Annotated in this window: 21 protein-coding genes; 14 read left to right on the top strand and 7 right to left on the bottom strand. The window is 63.1% G+C overall.

The annotated features are described in order from the left end of the window. Positions 1-79: 79 nt before the first annotated feature. The 14 genes from G3N58_RS18645 to G3N58_RS18580 are packed head-to-tail and all read left to right on the top strand — an operon-like array spanning position 80 to position 13342. The gene (locus G3N58_RS18645) at positions 80-1867 is read left to right on the top strand and encodes an alpha/beta fold hydrolase (RefSeq protein WP_205999897.1); all 1788 of its coding nucleotides are present in this window, start codon (positions 80-82) and stop codon (positions 1865-1867) included. 10 nt (positions 1868-1877) lie between these two features. Then, entirely contained in the window at positions 1878-3281 is a 1404-nt protein-coding gene (locus G3N58_RS18640; protein WP_205999896.1) for a bifunctional enoyl-CoA hydratase/phosphate acetyltransferase, read from the top strand. Then, positions 3278-4471: an acetate/propionate family kinase gene (locus G3N58_RS18635; protein WP_205999895.1), complete on the top strand. Its 1194-nt coding sequence runs from the start codon at positions 3278-3280 to the stop codon at positions 4469-4471. Before G3N58_RS18640 ends, G3N58_RS18635 begins: the two co-directional genes overlap by 4 nt. Positions 4472-4479: 8 nt before the next feature. Next, positions 4480-5241: an enoyl-ACP reductase FabI gene (fabI, locus tag G3N58_RS18630; protein WP_205999909.1), complete on the top strand. Its 762-nt coding sequence runs from the start codon at positions 4480-4482 to the stop codon at positions 5239-5241. After that, a complete protein-coding gene (gene atpD / locus G3N58_RS18625) occupies positions 5238-6782 on the top strand; it encodes a F0F1 ATP synthase subunit beta (protein ID WP_205999894.1) in 1545 nt (514 codons plus the stop codon). Before fabI ends, atpD begins: the two co-directional genes overlap by 4 nt. Beyond that, entirely contained in the window at positions 6779-7237 is a 459-nt protein-coding gene (locus G3N58_RS18620; RefSeq protein ID WP_205999893.1) for a F0F1 ATP synthase subunit epsilon, read from the top strand. The genes atpD and G3N58_RS18620 overlap by 4 nt, the downstream gene beginning before the upstream one ends. Further along, positions 7234-7602, top strand: coding sequence for an AtpZ/AtpI family protein (locus tag G3N58_RS18615; protein ID WP_205999892.1), 369 nt, complete (start codon positions 7234-7236; stop codon positions 7600-7602). Before G3N58_RS18620 ends, G3N58_RS18615 begins: the two co-directional genes overlap by 4 nt. Beyond that, entirely contained in the window at positions 7566-7883 is a 318-nt protein-coding gene (locus tag G3N58_RS18610) for an ATP synthase subunit I (RefSeq protein ID WP_205999891.1), read from the top strand. The genes G3N58_RS18615 and G3N58_RS18610 overlap by 37 nt, the downstream gene beginning before the upstream one ends. After that, positions 7880-8578, top strand: a complete 699-nt coding sequence (locus tag G3N58_RS18605) for a F0F1 ATP synthase subunit A (protein WP_205999890.1) — start codon at positions 7880-7882, stop codon at positions 8576-8578. Before G3N58_RS18610 ends, G3N58_RS18605 begins: the two co-directional genes overlap by 4 nt. After that, positions 8575-8823, top strand: coding sequence for a F0F1 ATP synthase subunit C (locus G3N58_RS18600; RefSeq protein ID WP_205999889.1), 249 nt, complete (start codon positions 8575-8577; stop codon positions 8821-8823). The genes G3N58_RS18605 and G3N58_RS18600 overlap by 4 nt, the downstream gene beginning before the upstream one ends. 13 nt (positions 8824-8836) lie before the next feature. Continuing rightward, the gene (locus tag G3N58_RS18595; protein WP_205999888.1) at positions 8837-9586 is read left to right on the top strand and encodes a F0F1 ATP synthase subunit delta; all 750 of its coding nucleotides are present in this window, start codon (positions 8837-8839) and stop codon (positions 9584-9586) included. Next, entirely contained in the window at positions 9567-11114 is a 1548-nt protein-coding gene (locus G3N58_RS18590) for a F0F1 ATP synthase subunit alpha (RefSeq protein ID WP_205999887.1), read from the top strand. The genes G3N58_RS18595 and G3N58_RS18590 overlap by 20 nt, the downstream gene beginning before the upstream one ends. Next, positions 11111-11995 carry a FoF1 ATP synthase subunit gamma gene (locus tag G3N58_RS18585; RefSeq protein ID WP_205999886.1) on the top strand — a complete coding sequence of 295 codons (885 nt, stop codon included), beginning with the start codon at positions 11111-11113 and terminating at the stop codon, positions 11993-11995. Before G3N58_RS18590 ends, G3N58_RS18585 begins: the two co-directional genes overlap by 4 nt. A 39-nt stretch (positions 11996-12034) precedes the next feature. Then, entirely contained in the window at positions 12035-13342 is a 1308-nt protein-coding gene (locus G3N58_RS18580) for a divalent metal cation transporter (RefSeq protein WP_205999885.1), read from the top strand. Positions 13343-13346: 4 nt separating this feature from the next. On the opposite strand, the gene G3N58_RS18575 is transcribed toward G3N58_RS18580, so the two are convergent. From G3N58_RS18575 to G3N58_RS18545, 7 genes are all read right to left on the bottom strand, one after another. Beyond that, positions 13347-13598, bottom strand: coding sequence for a hypothetical protein (locus tag G3N58_RS18575; RefSeq protein WP_205999884.1), 252 nt, complete (start codon positions 13596-13598; stop codon positions 13347-13349). Between the two features lie 47 nt (positions 13599-13645). Continuing rightward, a complete protein-coding gene (locus tag G3N58_RS18570) occupies positions 13646-14611 on the bottom strand; it encodes a carbamate kinase (RefSeq protein ID WP_205999883.1) in 966 nt (321 codons plus the stop codon). An 11-nt stretch (positions 14612-14622) separates the two neighbouring features. Then, complete coding sequence (locus G3N58_RS18565) at positions 14623-15627, bottom strand: ornithine carbamoyltransferase (RefSeq protein ID WP_205999908.1); 1005 nt, start codon at positions 15625-15627, stop codon at positions 14623-14625. Between the two features lie 32 nt (positions 15628-15659). Beyond that, complete coding sequence (locus tag G3N58_RS18560) at positions 15660-16883, bottom strand: arginine deiminase (protein ID WP_205999882.1); 1224 nt, start codon at positions 16881-16883, stop codon at positions 15660-15662. A gap of 2 nt (positions 16884-16885) precedes the next feature. Further along, positions 16886-19240 (bottom strand): ornithine decarboxylase, encoded by a 2355-nt coding sequence (speC, locus tag G3N58_RS18555; protein WP_205999881.1) that lies wholly within the window; start codon positions 19238-19240, stop codon positions 16886-16888. 58 nt (positions 19241-19298) lie between these two features. Continuing rightward, complete coding sequence (locus G3N58_RS18550; protein WP_205999880.1) at positions 19299-20786, bottom strand: basic amino acid/polyamine antiporter; 1488 nt, start codon at positions 20784-20786, stop codon at positions 19299-19301. 207 nt (positions 20787-20993) lie between these two features. Beyond that, on the bottom strand, positions 20994-21251 hold the full coding sequence (locus G3N58_RS18545; RefSeq protein ID WP_205999879.1) for a UDP-glucose 4-epimerase: 258 nt from the start codon (positions 21249-21251) through the stop codon (positions 20994-20996). Between the last annotated feature and the right edge of the window lie 69 nt (positions 21252-21320).

The raw sequence follows: 21320 nt of genomic DNA, 5'->3' as shown, positions 1-21320 counted from the left end.
TCACCGGCTCGTTCACCGAGTCCCGCAAACAGTCAGGCTGCGGCACGCGACGTGGCCACCCTACGCTGAGGACATCCAGATGGACACTCGCTTCAGACCCGTTTCCGCCGCCGTTCAGGCTGCGCCGAACACGCCGCCCATTGCCGCATCCGCTGCGCCGTTCCGCGCCCTCGATCACGCCAAAGAAGCCTTCATCGCCCGCCTGAGCGGAGGGCTGTCTCCGGTGGCGCTCGCGCTGGCCTGGGCCGACTGGCTCATCCATCTGGCAGCCGCGCCTGGCAAACAACTGGAACTGGCATCGCTCGGTATTCAGGACGCGAAACGGATTGCCGACTACATGATCCAGGCTTCGCGCGGTGAATACGCTCCGCCGCTCGCCGAACCCGCGCCGGAAGACAGGCGTTTTCGCGCGGACGTATGGCAGACCGAACCTTTCCGCTTCTGGCAGCAGGCATTTCTATTGAGCGAGCAATGGTGGACCACGGCCACACGCGGCGTGCCCGGCACCACGCGTCATCACGAAGATGTGGTGTCGTTCGGTGCGCGCCAGGGGCTCGATATCGTCGCACCCACAAACTTTCCGCTCAGCAATCCCGAGGTTTTACATCGTGCCGCCGAGACGTTCGGAATGAGCATCTTCCGAGGCATGTGCAACGCACTGGAAGATTTGCGTCGTCAGGTGAACGGTCAACGGGCCGTCGGCCTCGATCAGTTCAAGGTGGGTGGCAACCTCGCCGCTACGCCGGGCAAGGTGGTGTTTCGCAATCACCTGATCGAACTGATTCAATACAGCCCTGCGACCGCCAGCGTATTGGCCGAGCCAGTTCTGATCGTGCCGGCATGGATCATGAAGTACTACATCCTCGATCTGTCGCCGCACAATTCACTGATCCGCTACCTGGTCGAACAGGGCCACACCGTGTTCTGCATCTCCTGGCGCAATGTCAGCGCCGAAGACCGTGATCTGAGCCTCGACGATTACCGGCAACTCGGTGTGATGGCGGCGCTCGATACGATCTCCGCGATCATGCCGAAACAACGGGTTCACGCAACCGGCTACTGTCTCGGCGGCACGCTGCTGTCGATCGCCGCGGCCGCCATGGCCGGCTCTGGCGACGAGCGGCTCGCATCGGTTTCGCTGTTCGCCGCGCAAACGGACTTCAGCGAGCCGGGCGAGTTGCAACTTTTCATCGACGACAGTGAAGTCTATTTCCTCGAAAGCATGATGTGGTCGCAGGGTTATCTGGCGGCCAATCAGATGGCCGGCGCATTCCAGTTACTGCAGTCCAACGATCTGATCTGGTCGCGCATCGTGCACGACTATCTGCTCGGCGAGCGCGCGCCGATGAACGACCTGATGGCATGGAACGCCGATGCCACACGGATGCCGTACCGGATGCATTCGGAGTATCTGCGGCGTCTATTCCTCGACAACGATCTGGCCTGTGGCCGGTACCATGTCGATGGGCGCCCGGTGTCGCTGCGCAATATTCGCGTGCCGCTGTTCGTGGTCGGCACGGAACGCGATCACATCGCGCCATGGCAGTCGGTGTTCAAGATTCACAATCTGTCCGACACTGACATGACTTTCGTGCTGACGAGCGGCGGCCACAACGCCGGCATCGTCAGCGAGCCGGGGCATGCGCATCGCCACTTCAGGTTGAAACACACGGCACCGGACGATCTGCGCATGGGTCCCGATGCGTGGCTTGCCTCTGCGATGCCGCAGGAAGGTTCATGGTGGCCCGCGTGGACAGACTGGCTAGCTGCCCATTCGAGTGCGAAACGTATCGCGCCACCGGCCATGGGCGGCGACGGAGCAAAAGCGCCTGGCGATGCGCCCGGCACTTACGTCTTCCAGGCGTAGGAGCGACGCCATGAACGACATGATGCTTCGCAACCGGACCTTCGACGAACTCGCGATCGGCGAATCGGCGTCGCTCGTACGCATTGCCGGGCAGAACGACATCGATCTGTTCTCCGCGCTCTCCGGCGACGTCAACCCCGCGCATATGGATGCGGCATTCGCATCGACAGATCTGTTCGGCCATGTGGTGGTGCACGGCATGTGGACCGCCGCGCTCATTTCAGCTCTGCTCGGCACCCGGTTGCCCGGACCGGGCACGATCTATCTGGATCAGACGTTGCAGTTCCGTCATCCGGTCACGCCGGGTGACACCATCACCGCGACCGTCACCGTCAAGGAAAAACGTGCGTCGAAACGCATCGTTCTGCTCGACACGGTTTGCACGAACCAGAAAGGCGAGGTGGTGCTGCTGGGCGTCGCCACCGTGATCGCGCCTGCTTCGCCGATCGTTTTGCCGGCCATGCCGCGCCCTGAGGCCACCGTGCGCCGGCATGACCGGTACGAAGCATTTATCCGCGAGGCCCGTCTACGGCCGGCGTTGCGCACTGCAGTTGTGCATCCCTGCTCTCCGGATGCAATCCGCGCGGCGCTCACGGCACGTGACGAAGGGCTGCTCGATCCGCTCCTGATCGGACCGGAAGCCAAAATCCGCGCCGCCGCCGATGCCGCACAACTCAGTCTCGACGGTATCAATCTCGAATCAACCGGGCACAGCCACGCGGCGGCCGCGCGCGCGGTCGAACTGGGTGCGGCGGGCAAGGTTGCCGCATTGATGAAAGGCAGCCTGCATACAGATGAACTGCTATCCGCCGTCGTGGCGACGGGATCTGGACTGCGCACCGCGCGCAGGATCAGTCACGTCTACGCGATGGACGTACCGGCCTACACGAAGCCACTGGTGGTCACCGACGCTGCGGTCAATATCGCGCCAACGCTCGACCAGAAACGCGATATCTGCCAGAACGCGATCGATCTCCTGCACCTGCTTGGCATCGACATGCCGCGGGTCGCTGTCCTCGCGGCGGAGGAAACCGTCAACCCCCGCATGCCGACCACGCTCGACGCGGCCGCGCTGACGGTCATGGCCGCGCGCGGGCAGATCACGGGCGCGCTGGTGGACGGCCCGCTCGCCTTCGACAACGCGATCAGCATGGCGGCGGCGCAGACCAAGAGCATCGTTTCACCGGTGGCGGGGCAGGCCGACATTCTGATGGTGCCCGATCTCGAGGCCGGCAACATGCTCGCCAAACAGCTGGTGTACTTCGCAGGCGCCGACGCGGCAGGCATCGTGCTCGGCGCGCGCCTGCCGATCATTCTGACGAGCCGAGCCGATAGCGTGCGCGTCCGCCTCGCTTCTGCCGCGCTCGCCAAGCTCGCAGCTGAACGCACCCCTGGAGGGCCGACCTCATCATGAACGCACCACTTCTGCTTACCTTCAATCCCGGCTCGTCGACTGTGAAGATCGGCCTGTTTCGAGTCACCTCAGGCGCCGCAGTGAGAATCGGGCAAGGCACGATCGACTTCCGGCAGCAGCCGTTGCGTTTGCAACTCACCAACAGTAGCGAGACTAGGGAGATTCGGCTCGTATCGGGCGTCACCGAAGATCTGCACGACGTGCTCGACGAAACGCTCGGCTGGTTCGCCGCGCACTTCCCGCTCGACGACCTCATCTCGGTCGGCCATCGCGTCGTGCATGGCGGTGACCGTTTCAGCGGACCGGTGGCGATTGAGGACGACACGCTCGCCGCGATTGACGCACTGGTCCCGCTTGCACCTTTGCACCAGCCGCAAAGCCTGCGGCTAATCCGTGCGATCCGGCATCTGCGGCCCCGACTGATCCAGTCGGCTTCCTTCGACACGGCGTTTCACCGGACACAGACCGACCTCGTGCGCCGCTTCGCGATTCCCCGTCAGCTTTTCGACCAGGGTATCAAACGCTACGGTTTTCACGGGCTTTCCTATCAGTTCATCATCAAGCAACTCTCGCAACAGTTCCCGCGTCTGGCACACGGCAAGGTCGTCGCGGCACATCTCGGCAGCGGTGCAAGCCTCGCTGCTTTCGACGACGGCAAGAGTTGCGATACCAGCATGGGCTTCTCGACACTCGACGGCATTCCGATGGCCACTCGCTGTGGCGCACTCGACGCCGGTGTCGTACTGCATCTGCTTGAGCAGCAGCATATGAGCACAAGCGACATCGAGGCGCTGCTCTACACGAAATCAGGCCTGCTCGGCGTATCGGGCATCAGTGCGGACAGCCGCGAATTGCAGGCCAGCCACCGGCCGGAGGCTCGCGAGGCAATGGACCTCTTCGCCTTTCGCATTGCGGGCGAAGCGGCGCGGCTCGCGACCACGCTCGGCGGCATGGACTGTCTCGTGTTCACCGCAGGTATTGGCGAGCATCAACCGGAAGTGCGCAATGCCGTCTGCAATCGGCTTGCATGGCTCGGCGTCGAACTCGACCCTCAGTCGAACGCCGGCAACGCGCGCGTGATCAGCAGCGCGCGCAGCCGCGTAGCCGTGCTCGTCCTGCCGACCGACGAGGAACAGATCATCGCCGACGAAGCCGTGGCCGTGCATCATCATGAGGAATCCATATCATGAATTCGATTATCGATCTGTCAGGCAAGCGCGGCCTCGTGGTCGGCATCGCCAACGAACATAGCATCGCCACGGGTTGCGCGAAACTGTTTCGGGCCGCGGGCGCGGACCTCGCTGTGACGTATCTGAACGACAAGGCCGAGCCTTACGTGCGCCCCGTCGCCGACGCACTTCAGTCGCCGCTGATCCTGCCGTGCGACGTCACCGTTCCCGGCCAGCTCGAAGCCGTCTTCGAGCGGGTGACGAAGGAATGGGGGCGGCTCGACTTCCTGCTCCATTCCATCGCTTTCGCGCCCGCCGACGCACTGCACGCGAAATTGATCGACTGCCCAGCCGAAGGCTTCGGGCTTGCCATGGCGGTGTCGTGCCATTCGTTCATTCGCATGGCAAAGCTCGCGTTACCGCTAATGACCGATGGCGGCAGTCTGATGACCGTGAGCTTCTACGGCGCCGAACGCGCTGTCGATCACTACAACGTGATGGGACCGGTCAAGGCCGCGCTCGAATCGAGCGTGCGCTATCTGGCCGCCGATCTGGCTGCGCACCGCATCCACGTCCATGCCATTTCCGCTGGCGCCGTGAAGACACGCGCGGCGTCAGGCATCGACCGTTTCGACGCACTGCTCGACGACGTTCGCATGCACACGCCGGCCCAGCATCTCGTCACCATCGAAGAAATCGGCAAGATCGCCGCGGTTCTGGCCAGCGAAGCCGGCATGACGCTCACCGGTTCGACGATCTACGCCGACGCCGGTTTCCATATCACCGCATGACCATGACCGAAGAAAGTCCCGATGGCACACCCGGCACACCGGCAACAAGTCTCCCGTCCGGGCAGTCAAACCAGGCCGCAACGGTTCAGGGTAGTGTGATCGCCGTGCGCGGCGCGGTCGTCGACATCGCGTTCGACGCGATGACACTCCCCCTCATCGAAGAATCGCTTTCGATCATCGCGGATGATGGACCGCCGATCATTGCCGAAGTACAGGCCCAGCTGGATGAATCCACAGTGCGCGCGCTCGCCCTGCAATCCACCAATGGCTTGCGACGGGGTGCGCCGGTCTACGCTACCGGCGGCCCGATCCAGGTGCCGGTCGGGGAAGCCATGCTGGGGCGTCTGATCGATGTCGCCGGCACGCCCGGAGATCGCGGCGCGCCTTTGCCGCCGGATGTACCGCGCCGGCCGATCCATCGTGAGCCGCCGCCCTTGTCCTCACAGGGTGCTGCCACCGGGATCTTCGCGACCGGGATCAAGATCATCGATCTGCTCACGCCGCTCGCGCAGGGTGGCAAGGCAGCGATGTTCGGCGGCGCCGGGGTTGGCAAGACCGTGCTCGTGATGGAGTTGATTCACGCGATGGTCGAGCGCTACCAGGGCATCTCGGTCTTTGCCGGCGTCGGCGAGCGTACGCGCGAAGGCCATGAAATGCTGCTCGACATGCGCGGCTCGGGCGTGTTGCCGCGCACCGTGCTGGTGTACGGGCAGATGAACGAGCCACCCGGTGCACGCTGGCGCGTGCCGCTCACCGCGCTCACCGTGGCCGAATACTTTCGCGATGAACGGCACCAGAATGTTCTGCTGCTAATGGACAACGTATTCCGCTTCGTTCAGGCCGGAGCCGAAGTGTCCGGCCTGCTCGGACGACTGCCGTCACGCGTCGGTTATCAGCCGACCCTGGCGAGCGAAGTGGCTGCGCTGCAGGAGCGCATCGTGTCGGTGGGCGACGTTTCGGTGACTGCCATCGAGGCGGTCTACGTGCCCGCCGACGATTTCACCGACCCTGCCGTGACCACGATTGCCTCGCACGTTGACAGCATGGTCGTGCTGTCGCGTTCGATGGCCGCCGAGGGCATGTATCCGGCGATCGATCCGATCGCGTCATCGTCGGTGCTGCTCGACCCGCTCGTCGTCGGCGAGGCGCATGCGGCGATTGCCACCGAAGTACGACGAACCATCGAACATTACCGCGAATTGCAAGACGTCATCTCACTGCTGGGTGTGGAAGAGCTCGGCTCGGACGACCGCCGCATCGTGGGCCGTGCACGTCGCCTGCAGCGCTTTCTGACGCAGCCGTTCGCCGTCACCGAGGCGTTTACCGGCGTACCCGGTCGCTCCGTCGCGGTCGCCGACACGCTCGCCGGCTGCAAGGCGATCCTGGCGGGCGAGTGCGATAGCTGGCAGGAAAACTCGCTCTATATGGTGGGCACGCTCGACGAAGCGCGCGCCCGGGAAAACGCATCGCACCCGGCCGCTCAAACGGTGGCCAGTACCTCAGTCACCGCTGCGGCCCCCACCCCGAGTGACGCGAAATGAGCCAGCCTCTCCATCTGATGATCGCCACGCCGGCTGCCGTGCTAGTCGACGACACCGGGGTCGTGGCGCTGCGCGCGGAAGACGACAGCGGCAGCTTCGGTATTCTGCCCGGCCACGCCAACTTCCTGACCGTGCTCGTGCCCTGCGTGATCCGCTGGCATGGCGCCGATACCGTGCCGCATTTCTGCGCGGTGGAAGCGGGCGTGCTGAGAGCCGTGGACGGCCACAGCGTAACGATCGCGTGTCGCGACGGTATTCGCGGCGACACGCTCGTCGCGCTGCAGGCGCAGGTCGAGGCTGCTCGCGTCAAGCGCCTCGATACCGCGCGTCGCGCTCGCGTCGAACAGACCCGTCTGCACACGCAGGCGGTTCGGCAGTTGTTGCGCTATCTGCGCCCGGGGACATCACCCGCCATGCGCGACAACACAGAACCGCACGGCAAGGAGGGGGCATGACCCGCGACGACGGCCAACGTCTAGGCAAACCCGCTGGTAACGCAACCGGCAAACCGGCGGACTCGTCTGGCTCATCGGCCGATCCGTCAGGCGAGCGCGTCGCACGCGCAGCGCGGCAAGCCATGCTACGGGAGCACGAAGCACACGACGAACCAGAGCCCTCACTCGGCGCGCGCCTCGGTCAGATCGGCATTCTCGGCTGGACGATTGTGGTGCCGACGCTGCTTTCGCTTCTGCTCGGTCATTGGCTCGATCGTTATTTCAGCACCGGCGTGTTCTTTTCCGCACCGCTGGTGATGATCGGCGCAGGCATCGGTTGGTGGTTCGCATGGAAGTGGATGCACCGGCAAACGAGGAGGCATTGACCATGACATTCCATTCCGTATTCGCCGCCCGGATTGCAACCGGTCTGCTGGCCGGTGTACTGGCAGGGCTGATCCATTTCACGGGTTTGCGCTGGAACGTGCGTCTCCTGACCGCCGGCGCCCCCTGCCGGGCGATCGGCTTGCAGCTTATCCGCCTCGGCTTGCTGGCGGCGGTTTTCATCGTGCTGGCGCGGCTCGGACCATGGCCGCTATTGTGCGGCGCCGCCGGGCTGCTGCTCGCGCGTCATCTTGTACTGCAACGGTTCAAGGTGCAGCCATGATGCCTTCTCCGCTCGCCACCGAACCACTCTTTCACCTTGGCCCTATTCCGGTGTCGGCGCCCGTGGTCACGACCTGGGTCATCATCTCGCTGCTGTGGGCAGCCTCGGCGCTCGTCACACGGCGTCTCACGCTGATGCCATCGAAAGCGCAGACGGTGCTGGAGTTGCTGGTAAGCACAGTCGACGATCAGATCCGCGACACGATGCAAACCGAACCACGCACCTATCGCCCGCTGATCGGCACCCTCTTCCTGTTTATTCTGATCAGTAACTGGTCCTCGCTCGTGCCGGGCGTCGAGCCGCCGACGGCGCACGTCGAGACCGACGCCGCGCTCGCGCTGATCGTATTCTGCGCGACGATTTTTTACGGCGTGCGTACGCGGGGGCTCGGCCGCTATCTCGCGACTTTCGCGGAGCCCACGTGGATCATGATCCCGCTCAACGTGGTCGAGCAGATCACGCGCACCTTTTCGCTAGTCGTGCGTCTGTTCGGCAACGTGATGAGCGGCGTGTTCGTGGTCGGCATCGTTCTCTCGCTCGCCGGGCTGCTGGTGCCGATTCCGCTGATGGCACTCGATCTGCTGACCGGCGCGGTGCAAGCCTACATCTTCACCGTACTGGCGATGGTTTTTATCGGCGCGGCGCTCGCCGACGCTTCACCGCAATCTCCGGATCAACGACAAGGCACACCATGAACAATCTCATCCAGATCGTCAGTATTCTTGCCGCGGCAATCGCGGTCTCGTTCGGCGCAATCGGGCCGGCGCTCGGCGAAGGCCGCGCGGTCGCGGCCGCAATGGACGCGCTCGCACGCCAGCCCGAATCAGCGGGCACGATTTCACGTACGCTGTTTGTCGGGCTGGCGATGATCGAAACGATGGCCATTTATTGCCTCGTGATCGCACTGCTGGTTTTGTTCGCCAATCCGTTCATCAAGTAAGCGCGAGACCGTCATGCACATCGACTGGTGGACGCTCGGCCTGCAAACCGTCAACGCGCTGGTCCTCATCTGGTTGCTTGCGCGGTTTCTGTTCCGGCCGGTCGCCCGAATGGTCGCGGAACGGCAGCAGGCCGCCGCCGCGCTGATGAGTGAAGCCGCCGCGGCCAAAGCGGCCACCGTCGCTGCGCAGGCACAGGCCACGGCTGAAGTGGCGCGCTTCGCGCAACAGCGCAGCCAGCTTCTCGAAGCCGCCGCCGCGGAGGCGGCCGCGCTGAAGGCATCGCTCGAAAGTACTGCACGCGCTGACGCTGACCGCTTGCGGGCCACTGCACAGACCGAGATCGACGCCATGCGCCGCGACGCCGCGCAAGCCGACGCCGCGCGGGCCTCGCAACTGGCGCTCGACATCGCCGCCCGGCTGCTCGACCGGCTGCCGCCACAAGCACGGGTCGCGGGCTTTATCGATGGCCTTGCTACCGCGCTCGCAAATTTGCCGGACGCCACCCGGGCGCAACTGGATGCCGGCGGCGACGGCCTGCGGCTCATCGCGGCGCGCGCCTTGAGCCGCGACGAACTGGCTAGCTGCCGCGCGGCACTCGCGCACGTGCTCGGCCGCGACGTGGCGCTCGAGGCGTCGATCGACCCGGCCGTCATCGCTGGCCTCGAACTTGAAGCGCCTCATGCAATCGTGCGCAACAGCTTTCGCGACGACCTCGCGCACCTCAAAACGGAACTGCTCATCCATGACACAAACCACGCCTGATCCGGCGGCAGACGACTGGCTAGCGCGCAGCCGCGCCACGCTGGCGCAAACCAGCTTCGCCGCGCATGCGAAAACGGTGGGCCGCGTCGAGCACGTGGCCGACGGCATCGCCCTCGTCTCGGGTCTGCCCGACGTGCGGTTAAACGAACTGCTGCGCTTCGACGGCGACCGGCTCGGTTTCGCGCTCACGCTCGATGCGAGCACCATCGCCGCTGTCCTGCTCGATAGCGGTGACGCGATCGCCGCCGGCTCGCGCGTTGCCGGCACGGGCCAGGTGGTCGAAGTGCCGGTCGGCCCCGGTCTGCTCGGCCGGGTAGTCGATCCGCTTGGGCGGCCGCTAGACCGCGACGAAGCCATACCGGCGGCCGCGCATATGCCTGTCGAAAGACCCGCGCCCGCAATCATCGAGCGCGATCTGGTCACGCAGCCGGTCGCGACCGGGATCCTGCTGATCGACGCGTTATTCGCGATCGGCCGCGGGCAGCGCGAGCTGATCATCGGCGACCGCGCCACCGGCAAGACCTCGATTGCGCTCGATACGATCGTCAACCAGAAGGACTCGGACATGATCTGCGTTTATGTAGCGGTCGGCCAGCGTGCGACAGCAGTGCAGCGCGCAATCGACGCAGTCCGCCAGCATGGCGCGCCTGAACGCTGCGTGTTCGTCGTCTCGTCGGCAGCGGCCTCGCCCGGTCTGCAATGGATCGCGCCCTTTACTGGAATGACTATCGCGGAATATTTCCGCGACCGGGGACAGCACGCGCTCGTCGTGATCGACGATCTGACGAGACACGCCGCCACGCACCGTGAACTGGCATTGCTGACGCGCGAGCCGCCCGGCCGCGAAGCCTACCCCGGCGATATTTTCTATTTGCATGCGCGCTTGCTGGAACGAGCGGCCAGACTGTCGAGCGAACTGGGAGGCGGTTCGCTGACCGCGTTGCCGGTTGCGGAGACCGATGCCGGCAATCTGTCCGCGTATATCCCCACCAATCTGATCTCGATCACTGACGGACAGATCGTGCTCGACTCGGGCCTGTTCGCAGCGAACCAGCGCCCCGCGGTGGATGTCGGCCTGAGCGTGAGCCGGGTCGGCGGCAAGGCGCAGACTCCCGCGCTACGTAGCGTGTCGGGACGTCTGCGGCTCGACTATTCGCAGTTCCAGGAACTCGAGATGTTCACGCGCTTCGGCGGCCTCACCGATGCACGGGTCAAGGCACAGATGACACGCGGCGAGCGGATCCGCGCGCTGATTACGCAACCGCGCTTTACACCCTTGCGTCCTGTCGACGAAATTGCCCTGCTCGCCGCGCTCGACGACGGCGTCTTTGACGCGTTGCCCATCGACTGCATCCCGTCCGTACGCGCGCGACTTGCCGCGCATCTGGATGCACACGGCGGCGCGGCCGCAGCGGCCACGCTCACGGCGACCGGCCCGCTCGACACCGCGGCACGCACCGCGCTCGTCGCAGCGGTGCGCGACCTCGCCGGGCAGTTAAGTACATCCGCCGAAGCCGTTTCTCCATGAGCAACAGGCTCAGCGATGTCGAGGCGCGCATCGCCAGCGTGCACGAACTGGAATCCGTGGTGAGCGCGATGCGTGGCATCGCGGCCGCGCGCTCGCAGGAAGCGCGCAGCCGGCTCGACGGCATCCGTGCCTGCGCCGATCTGATCGGCGCGGCGATCGGCGATGCACTGATGCTCGATGACCACGACACGCAACCCAGTCGCGCCGATGCGGACGGCGGCACACATGTGGTCATCGTCGTTTGCGCTGAACAGGGCTTCGTCGGCATGTTCAACGAACACATGATCGAAGCGGCGGCTAACCTGCCCGGCACGGACGCACGCGGCTACTTCGTGATCGGGGGGCGCGGCGCCGTGGTGGCCGACGCGCACGGACTCAAGATCGACTGGTCCGCCCCGATGGTTGCCCACGCCGACGAGGTCGCAACGCTGGCCAGCCGGATTACCGAAGCGCTGTATGAACGTCTGGAAACAGGCCGTGCGACCCGCGTCACGGTACTGCACGCGGTGCCGCAGTTGTCCGCCACCATTGAAATCCTCCAGAAGTCGTTGTTGCCGTTCGATTTCACGCGCTTTGCCGTGCCCGCCCGCCATCTTGCACCGCTCGTCACACTTGCTCCACAGCGCCTGCTGGCGGAACTCGCCGAAGAATATGTGTACGCGCAACTGTGCGAAGCGCTGATGCTGTCCTTTGCGGCAGAAAACGAAGCCCGTATGCGCGCGATGGTTGCCGCGCGCACCAACGTGCTTGACACGCTCGACCAGTTAACCGGCGACTTCCGCCGTCTGAGGCAGGAAGAGATCACCGCCGAAATCGTCGAGTTGTCCGCGGGCAGCCCCGCAGTCGAGGCTGCCCGGTGCAAGCCGCGTCCATCACGCTGAGCGCGCACCCAGTCTGTATGCACATCCGCCGGGAGCCACATGAACAACCTGCCGCAAGCGCCTGATCCTGTGGGACCCGACCCGGTCGTCGGCCCTTCCAAACCGCGGCTGCTCGGCGTGCTCGGCCCAGGACTCATCACAGGCGCCTCGGACGATGACCCGAGCGGCATCGCCACCTACAGCCAGGTCGGCGCGGCGTTCGGCTACGGCCTGTCGTGGACCCTGCTCTTCAGCTATCCGCTCATGGTTGCGATCCAGATGATCAGCGCCCGGATCGGCCGCACCACCGGCCACGGGATTGCCGGCGTATTGCGGCGGCACTATCCGAACTGGCTGCTGCAATGGATCGTCGTGCTGCTGCTGATCGCCAACATCATTAATCTGGGGGCCGACCTCGGCGCGATGGCCGATGCAATGGCGCTTTTGCTGCCCGGCCCGACATGGCTGTATGTGTTGTTCTTTTCAGCGGTATGCATCTGCATGCAGCTATTGTTGCAGTACACGCGCTATGTCGCAGTGCTGAAGTGGTTCACACTATCGCTGTTCACGTATTTCGCCGTCCTAGCTGTGACGCACGTGAACTGGACCCAGCTCGCCAGCCACCTGTTCATTCCGCGGATCGGTTGGACATCGAACTATCTGACCGCCGTAGTCGCCGTGTTCGGCACGACCATCAGCCCTTATCTGTTCTTCTGGCAGTCCGAGGTGGAAGCCGAGGACATGCGGGCACATCCGCGCCGAGTGGATCTGCTCGATGCACCCGAACAGGGGGCCGCTGCATTGCACCGTATCGAGATCGATACGGTGACCGGCATGGGACTCTCGAACCTCGTTGCGTTGGCCATCCTGGCGACGACCGCCGCCACCCTCAACGCACACGGCACGCTCGACATTCAAACCTCGTCGCAAGCCGCTCAGGCGTTGCGGCCGATCGCCGGCTCATTTGCCGCGCTTTTCTTCGCAACCGGGATTGTCGGGACCGGGCTGCTATCGGTCCCCGTGCTCGCGGGATCCGCCGCCTATGCGATCGGTGAAGCGCGCGACTGGCCGGTCGGCTTCACCCGCAAGGTGCAGGAAGCCAAAGCTTTTTATGCAACGATTGCGATTGCCACGTTGATCGGCATGATCGTCAATTTCACCTCGATCAATCCGATCAAGGCCTTGTACTGGAGCGCGGTACTGAACGGCATCGTCGCCGTCCCGGTGATGTTCGTCATGATGCTGATCGTTTCCAGAGCCGACATCATGGGGCGGTTCATCGCCCGGAGCTGGCTGCGCGGGCTGGGCTGGCTGGCGACAGGAGTCATGCTGATAATTACGCTGGCCATGCTGGCCACGTCGTCCTGAGTAGCTAACGCTCGTGCATGCCTGCTGTCGCGCTGCTTCTGACGACGGCCACGCACGCCTCTATGCGTAGCCCGCCAGCTTGCGCAAGATAGAGCACGGTGTGCCGCCGGACACTCACGAGCTGCGATACCGCGAGCAGCGCATCCTGTTCGGATCTGGACAGCGGTTCGACTTCGGTGCCGTCGCTGCCCTCGCGAAACGGCGCCGCGCAAATCGACGGCCGATAGCGCGGCGCCCCGGATAGTTCTTCGTTCATCACGGATTGTTTGCAGACACCCGAGTGCCCGGCCCATCGTGTTGGCCTTATTGTTGGCCACATCGCGCTTCCGGTCCGACGGGCTCGCCCGCTTCGATCCCTGCCTGACCACTCCGAATCGACGTGCCCGTCATCCCGGCAACCAATTGCTCGATATCGGCTAACGCCCCGATCACAGCACGGCGTCCGGTAAGCCTCGCAAACTCGCAGGCAGCTTCCACCTTCGGCCCCATCGACCCGGCGGCGAAGCCCATGTCCTCGAGTGCTTCCGGATTCGCGCGATGTATCAGCCTTGCCGCCGACGTGCCCCAGTCGAGATAAACGCCGCTTACGTCGGTTGCAATCACGAACAGATCGGCATCGATTTCGCGCGCCAGCAAGGCGGCGCTGCGGTCCTTGTCGACCACCGCTTCGACACCGCGGTAGCGGCCGCCCGGCTCGACGACGACGGGAATGCCGCCGCCGCCCGCGCAAATCACGATCGTGCCGTCCGCGAGCAACGTACGCACCGGCTGGATCTCGAGAAAACGCAGCGGCTTCGGACTGGGCACGACGCGGCGCCAGTCCGCACCATCCGGCGCGACCGTCCAGCCGGTTTCGCGGGCGACCGTCGCCGCAGCGCTTTGCGTGAGTATCGAGCCGATCGGCTTGTCCGGGTGATCGAAAGCAGGATCGGTCGCGCCCACTTCCACCATGGTCAGCAATGTTGCGCAAGCGCGCTTGGCAGGCAGCCGGTTGCGCAGTTCCAGTTCGATCATGTAGCCGATCATCCCTTCGGTTTCCGCATCCAGCACATCGAGCGGAAAGCGCGCGGCGCGCGGCGTACTCTCGTTTTGCACCGCCAGCAGGCCCACCTGCGGCCCGCTGCCATGCACGATCACCAGGTCGTTCGAGCCGGTCAGCGCTGCCAGCTGTGCCGCCGCGGTTTGTACGTTGCGTTGCTGCGCGTCGGCACTGACCGCCTCACCGCGTTTGAGCAGTGCGTTCCCGCCGAGAGCGACGACGATGCGCATGAGTCGCCCCTTTATCCGGCCAACGTGGCGACCAGGATCGCCTTGATGGTATGCAGCCGGTTTTCAGCCTGATCAAAGACGATCGACGCATCGGATTCGAATACCTCGTCCGTGACCTCGACGCCATTGGACAGTCCGTACTGCTCCGCGATCTGCCTGCCAATTTCAGTGTGTGCATCATGAAACGCCGGCAGGCAGTGCATGAATTTCACCCGCGGGTTACCAGTCGAGGCCAGCAGTGCTGCATTAACCTGGTACGGTAAAAGTTCGTTGATCCGCTCGCCCCATTTCTCGAACGGCTCCCCCATCGATACCCACACATCCGTATAGATGAAGTCCGCGCCCCTCACCGCTTCGCCGGGCTTTTCAGTCAAGGTGAGACGCGCGCCGGTGGTGGCCGCGATGGCGCGGCACTGTTCTATCAGTTCGTCGTGCGGCCACAGACGACGCGGCGCGCACAGGCGGACATCCATGCCGAGTTTCGCACCCACGATCATCAGCGAATTGCCGGTATTGTTGCGCGCGTCGCCAATGTAACAATAGCTGATCTGATGCAAAGGCTTATCACTGTGTTCGTGCATCGTCAGCATGTCGGCCAGCATCTGCGTCGGATGGAATTCGTCGGTCAGACCGTTGTAGACCGGCACCCCCGCATATTTCGCGAGTTCCTCGACGATCTCCTGGCCATATCCCCGATATTCGATCGCGTCGTACATGCGGCCCAGCACGCGAGCCGTATCCTTCATCGATTCCTTATGTCCGATCTGCGAACCTGCCGGATCGATATAGGTCACGTGAGCCCCCTGATCGTGCGCGGCGACTTCGAACGCGCAACGAGTGCGCGTCGACGTCTTTTCGAAAATCAGCGCGATATTCTTGCCGTTCAGGCGCGGCGTTTCCGTACCGGCATATTTCGCCCGCTTCAGATCTCTCGACAGGTCGAGCAGGTAGCGGATCTGGCGCGGTGTGTATTCGATCAGCGTGAGGTAGCTTCGGTTATGTACGTTGAACATGATGATTTCCGTTAGTCGGTCATTTCCGGAGCGCGTCAGAGAGGGATAGCGTCCCGCTCGATCGGACAGCTCAGGCAGTGGGTACCGCCTCGGCCTCGCCCAAGCTCGCCACCGGGGATTTCGATGACCTCGACACCGGCCTGGCGCATCTTCCGGTTAGTGCAGGTATTGCGGTCGTAGGCGAGCACCACCCGGCGATCGAGTGCCAGCACGTTATTGCCGTCATCCCATTGCTCGCGTTCTGCTTCATAGGTGTCGCCGCCGATAGTCAATACGCGCAGCGAGCCGAGACCCAATGCCTTCGCCACGACAGCAAGAAATTTTTCCTCATGACGTTCGTAGCGAATCTCGCCGGGTTCATCTCCGGGATAAAGGCTGGTGCACCGGATGGCATCCGCGACGTCCGGATAAATGCTGACGAAGTCGACGTCGATAAACGAAAACACCGTGTCCAGATGCATGGACGCGCGCGCTTTCGGCAACTGGCAGGCGATCACCCTTTTGGCGCCGTGACCGGCAAACAAGGCGCGTGCGACCTGCGTGACCGCCTGCGGACTCGAGCGCTCCCCCATGCCGATCAGCACGATGCCTCCGCCGATCGGCATCACGTCGCCGCCTTCGAGCGTCTCGACGCCATAGCTCGTCTCGGGACCGCCCCACCATGTCTTGACCTCGCCGGCAAAGCGCGGATGGAAGGCATACACGGCGGCAAGAAGCAAGGTCTCTTTCCGCCGCGCGGCCCAGAACATCGGATGCAGCGTGACGCCGCCATACACCCACGCGCTCGGATCACGCTGGAATATCAGATTGACGAGCGGCTGGATCACAAAGTCCGAGCGCTCGAGATAGCCGCCGAACAGCCCGCGAGCGTCGAACGGCAGTTCAGCCTTCGCCACCCCGCCAATCAGCACGTCAGCCAGTTGCTGCGCGGGCATCTCTTCGAGCCACAGCCGCAACTCACGCAGCATGCCTGTTCCGACTTCTTCTTCAACGATGCGCCGGTCCAGAATCCAGTCGCGTGCCACCGGATTCAGACACGTTTCGGCGAGCAGGTGGTGGAATTCCAGTACCTCGACGCCCCGTTCGCGCAGCACACCGGTGAATACCTTGTGATCCTCGATTGCCCGGTCGACCCAGATCACATCGTCGAACAGCAACGCTTCGCGATTCGCTGGCGTCAAGCGCCGATGCGCGAGCCCGGGACTGCAAACCATGACCGTGCGCAGCCTGCCGGCCTCCGAATGAACGCCTGAAGCCATCGTTACCCCCTGGAAGTAGATTGCTCGATTACGACGTACGTATAAAGCCGCGTGCTTCCATCGCTTTCCGTCTTGCGATAGATGCCCTGAATCTCATTTTCGAAGCCGGGAAAACGGTTGCCGCCTTCCTCGAACATCCGGAAGTAGTCGAGCATCGGCAACGCCTTTTCGTCATATCGTTCGCCTGGCACAATCACGCCGATGCCAGGCGGATAGACCAGTGCGAGCGTGGCTGCGATCCGGCCGCCGATGTGCTCGATCGGCAACAGCTCGACGTTATTGCGCACGAGTTCGTGCATCGCCTCCTGCGGCAGCATGGCGGCCTGGGGGAAATGCGACGCGCGAAACTGCTCCCGCTGCAGACGGCTGACGTTATGCTCGCGATAAAAGCCGTGCATCTGCGCGCAAAGATCACGCAGCCCGACACCGGCGTAACGCTTGCGATGGGCCGCGACAAAAGATGGGATGACATCGTCGAGCAACGCGTTGTCGTCGTGCAGTTGCTTGAACCGTACCAGCGCGGAAAGCAGCGTGCCGGCCTTCGACGATTCCAGCCCAGGTGTCAGTAGAAACAGAATGCTGTTCAGATCGTTCTTCTCGGGCACGATCCGCACTTCGCGTAGGAACTCGGCGAGCACCGCCGCCGGAATGCCATGCTCTGCGTATTCACCAGTGCCACGATCGAAGCCGGGCGTGAGCAACGTCAGCTTGTTCGGGTCGGTCATCGCATAGCCCGCCGCCAGCGGGCCAAAACCGTGCCACTTCTGCCCCGGGACCAGTTCCCAGCAGTCCGCACTCGCGGCCAGCCGTTCGGTTGGCACGTCTTCCCAACGCTCGGTCCGATTCTCGAACTGGACCACATCCGGCACGAACGGATCGAAGAACCATTGCCGCGCCGAATCGGTTTCAGTGGTTTCGTACTCGCGGCGCAGCGCGCGAATCTTCTTGCGCATTTCAATGCCGAGCCGAATGGTGTCATCCCACAGCACTTCGCCTGAACGGCCGCGCATCATCTGCGCACCAACGTCGAGCGATGCGAACAGCGGGTAGAACGGCGAGGTCGACGCATGCTGCATGAACATTTCATTGAAGCGCCGATGGCTCACCTGTCTGCGCTGTCCATCCAGGTGCTCATCCTTGACGTGAATCTGCGATGCCTGCGAAAAACCCGCCAGTTGTTTGTGCGTCGATTGCGTGGCGATAATGCCGGGAGCGGACGCATCCAGTCCTTCGAGACCCATTGCGAAGTGACCTTTGAACAACGGGTGAAATTTCATGAATCCGGCCCATGCTTCGTCGAACAGAATGTACTCGCACAGCCGCCCGATTTTCTCGATGAGCATTTGCGCGTCGTAGATCGTGCCGTCATAGGTGCATTGTTCGATGATCGCGACGCGAAACGGCCTTTCGCGCTGCCAGGCGTGCGGGTCCTTGATCAACGGGTTACGCCGGATGCTGTCGCGAACGCACCTTTCGTCGAGCGCATCGAAATCGATCGGCCCGATCATGCCGTGTGCGTTGCGCGTGGTCGGCAGATAGATCGGGATGCCGCCGCCCAGCAACAGCGCACCGTGATGGGCGGCCTTGTGGTTGTTGCGGTCGAACAGCACGAGGTCGCCCGGCGCTACCAGTGCGGTCAACGCGATCTTGTTCGACGTCGAGGTCCCGTTGAGCACGAAATACGTCCGTTCCGCGCCGAATATGCGCGCGGCAGCCTTTTGCGCCGCCAGTGCCGGGCCTTCATGCACAAGCAGATCGCCCAGTTCGACGACCGAGTTATCCAGGTCATTGCGGAATACGGCTTCGCCCAGATGCTTGACGAACGCGCGGCCAATCGGGCTCTTCTGATAAAACACCCCGCCGTTGTGGCCCGGGCAGGTCCACATCTGATTGGCCTGCTCCGCGTAGTCCACCATCGCGCCGAAGAACGGCGTCTTGAGCGAATCGGCGTAGCTGTGCAAATGACTCACCAGATTGCGCGCAACGAATTCCGGCGTGTCTTCCTCGATGAAGATGTAGCCCGTCACCTGACCGAGCACCGCCACAGGAATTTCTTCCAGCAGATGACGCTCCACCAGAATGAAGACCGGCACATCCAGGCCGCGCTCGCGCACGAACCGGACAAACGACTCGACGTCACTTTCCGGTTCACTCAGCGACCATTCGACAACGATGCATCCCGTTGACGCGTCGCTGCGGATAGCGGAACAGGCCTCGGCGGGTTCGGCGGTGATCGTCGTGCCGTAACCGAGCCGGCCGAGTTCATCGACAATGCGCTGCAGCCGCGAAGACGGCAATGTCGGCGGCAGTGGCATCGCGCAACAAAACAGGAAACCAAACATCTGGTCGTATGGCATCGTGATTCCTGATGAAAATACCGCAATGGAACAGGGTTCGGCGTCCACGCCGAACGGTTCAGCTCAGCTTGACCGTGCCGCGAGCGAACAGCACCAGCGCGGCAATCGCCACGGCGGTCAGAATCACGGCGACGACGATTTCCCGGCGAGTGAAAACCGGTTCAGTGGGTGCGTGCTCGCGCCGGGCCCACCAGAACACTGGGAATCCGATGGCAAAAAGAATGGTCGACATCAGAACGAACTGCGGGCCGGCCGCGTAAAGCAGCCAGACCGCATAGACCGTCCCCAGCACACCGGTCCAGATCGACTCGCGAACGGTTTCGCCCGCACTCGCCTCGTACTTCGATTGCAACGCATAGCGCCATAGGAACGCGGTGCTGGCGAGGTAAGGCGGCAGAATCATGACGCCGGTGATCGAGATCAACCAGTTCCATGCGTCATGGGCAAAAAGCACGACGAACACCGCGAGCTGCATCGTGGCGCTCGAAATCCACAGCGACGGCGCGGCGGCGTGGCGGCGGTTTTCGCGCGCCAGAAACTTCGGAAATACGCCATCCTTCGCGCCTTCATACGGCAACTCGGCGACCAGAATCGTCCACGCGAGCCAGCAGCTCAGCAGCGACAACATCAGTGCCACCGAAATAAAGACCGCGCCCCAATCTCCGACCGCCGCTTTCAGCACGTAGGCGGCGGACGGCGATGCGAGCCCCGCGAGCTGCGCCTGATGCATCACGCCGAAAGGTAACGCAGACAACAGGAAGTACAGCACGGTGCAGACGAGCAGGCCGAGAAACGTTGCGACACCCACCTGCGACGCCTTGTCCGCGCGATCCGAAACGACGACAGCACCCTCGATGCCGATAAAAACCCATAGCGTGACGAGCATCGTGCTCTTGACCTGGCCGAGCAGGCTGCCCAGATGTTGCTGCTGCCCCCAGAAGTCATACGAGAACATCCCGCCCTTGATCGCCACCGCCATCGCGCACAGGGCAACCGCAATGGTGCCGATATTCAGCACGCTCGAAATCACGTTCAGGATCGCTGCCCGCTTCACACCGGACAGCACGACGAAATTCATCACCCAGATCAGCAGCGACGCGCCAATGATTGACGGCCAGTTATTACCGCTCTTGAAGATCGGGAAAAAATAGCCCACGGTCTGCATGAACAACACCGCAAACGCGACGTTGCCGAACGCGGCCGACAGCCAGTATCCCCATGCCATTTCGAAACCAGCCAGCGGACCGAAGCCTTCTTTCGCATACGAGTAGATGCCGGCCTTCAGATCCGGCCGTTTGTCGGCCAGCGTGCGAAACGTGTTCGATAAAAAGAACATGCCGATCAGCGTAATGACCCACGCGATCACCACTGCAGCAAGCCCCACGCCTTGCGCCATGTTTTGCGGCAGATTGAATGCGCCCCCGCCGATCATCGATGCAATGACGACTCCCGTGAGCAGCGGCAGGCCCAACTTCCGGCTGCGGGCCTGGGACACGCCAGAAGGTTGCGCTTGAGCACCGCTCAAAATGCCATGCGGCTGATCCATTGTTTCTCTCCTGGTGCCGGGTGGGTGCGCGGCCGCGCGGCACGGTGAATTTCTGATTGGAACGGTGACCGTCAGCCTTGAAGCTCCGCACCTGACCGGTTGTTGCAATCGAGAATAGAAGACTTCGACCTGCCCCAATTGATCTGTATCAAGCTGCACGCGGACCGGCGGGCTTGAGACCGAAGCGGGCTTCCGCCCCTACCCCATCTACATCCCGTCTACACCCAACGACACCGATAGCGTCTTCGACATCTTGAGTTGCACCCAGGTCATGCCTTCGCGAAACCCGGCGAGTACAGCCTCGCGTTCACTCGGAAAAATGCTGCTGTGAGTGAACTTGTGAGTGAATGTGCCTTCCGGTGTGGTGTGGCTAAGCTGGATCGAGCAGTCGTAACCGCCCATGGCCTGATGCGTCTCCACCGACACCGACCAATTACCGTCACTAACATTTCCGCAAAGCGCCATGACTCGCTCCTGATGTTTCGTTTAACCAGATTGATGACGCATATGCCGAACCATCGTATGGGAGAAGCG

This window comes from Paraburkholderia sp. Ac-20342, assembly GCF_017104985.1.
Classification (GTDB): Bacteria; Pseudomonadota; Gammaproteobacteria; order Burkholderiales; family Burkholderiaceae; genus Paraburkholderia.
Note: the sequence above shows the minus strand (reverse complement) of the source record. Positions and strands in the feature narration are given on the sequence as shown.

Coding starts and splice junctions, on each gene's coding strand:
- G3N58_RS18645 (WP_205999897.1), top strand. CDS start 80: ATGGACACTCGCTTCAGACCCGTTTCCGCCGCCGTTCAGGCTGCGCCG.
- G3N58_RS18560 (WP_205999882.1), bottom strand. CDS start 16,883: ATGGCTTCAGGCGTTCATTCGGAGGCCGGCAGGCTGCGCACGGTCATG.
- speC (WP_205999881.1), bottom strand. CDS start 19,240: ATGCCATACGACCAGATGTTTGGTTTCCTGTTTTGTTGCGCGATGCCA.
- G3N58_RS18610 (WP_205999891.1), top strand. CDS start 7,566: ATGGAAGTGGATGCACCGGCAAACGAGGAGGCATTGACCATGACATTC.
- G3N58_RS18585 (WP_205999886.1), top strand. CDS start 11,111: ATGAGCAACAGGCTCAGCGATGTCGAGGCGCGCATCGCCAGCGTGCAC.
- G3N58_RS18635 (WP_205999895.1), top strand. CDS start 3,278: ATGAACGCACCACTTCTGCTTACCTTCAATCCCGGCTCGTCGACTGTG.
- G3N58_RS18615 (WP_205999892.1), top strand. CDS start 7,234: ATGACCCGCGACGACGGCCAACGTCTAGGCAAACCCGCTGGTAACGCA.
- G3N58_RS18550 (WP_205999880.1), bottom strand. CDS start 20,786: ATGGATCAGCCGCATGGCATTTTGAGCGGTGCTCAAGCGCAACCTTCT.
- G3N58_RS18595 (WP_205999888.1), top strand. CDS start 8,837: ATGCACATCGACTGGTGGACGCTCGGCCTGCAAACCGTCAACGCGCTG.
- G3N58_RS18570 (WP_205999883.1), bottom strand. CDS start 14,611: ATGCGCATCGTCGTCGCTCTCGGCGGGAACGCACTGCTCAAACGCGGT.
- G3N58_RS18590 (WP_205999887.1), top strand. CDS start 9,567: ATGACACAAACCACGCCTGATCCGGCGGCAGACGACTGGCTAGCGCGC.
- G3N58_RS18605 (WP_205999890.1), top strand. CDS start 7,880: ATGATGCCTTCTCCGCTCGCCACCGAACCACTCTTTCACCTTGGCCCT.
- G3N58_RS18545 (WP_205999879.1), bottom strand. CDS start 21,251: ATGGCGCTTTGCGGAAATGTTAGTGACGGTAATTGGTCGGTGTCGGTG.
- G3N58_RS18620 (WP_205999893.1), top strand. CDS start 6,779: ATGAGCCAGCCTCTCCATCTGATGATCGCCACGCCGGCTGCCGTGCTA.
- G3N58_RS18580 (WP_205999885.1), top strand. CDS start 12,035: ATGAACAACCTGCCGCAAGCGCCTGATCCTGTGGGACCCGACCCGGTC.
- G3N58_RS18600 (WP_205999889.1), top strand. CDS start 8,575: ATGAACAATCTCATCCAGATCGTCAGTATTCTTGCCGCGGCAATCGCG.
- G3N58_RS18640 (WP_205999896.1), top strand. CDS start 1,878: ATGAACGACATGATGCTTCGCAACCGGACCTTCGACGAACTCGCGATC.
- atpD (WP_205999894.1), top strand. CDS start 5,238: ATGACCATGACCGAAGAAAGTCCCGATGGCACACCCGGCACACCGGCA.
- G3N58_RS18575 (WP_205999884.1), bottom strand. CDS start 13,598: ATGAACGAAGAACTATCCGGGGCGCCGCGCTATCGGCCGTCGATTTGC.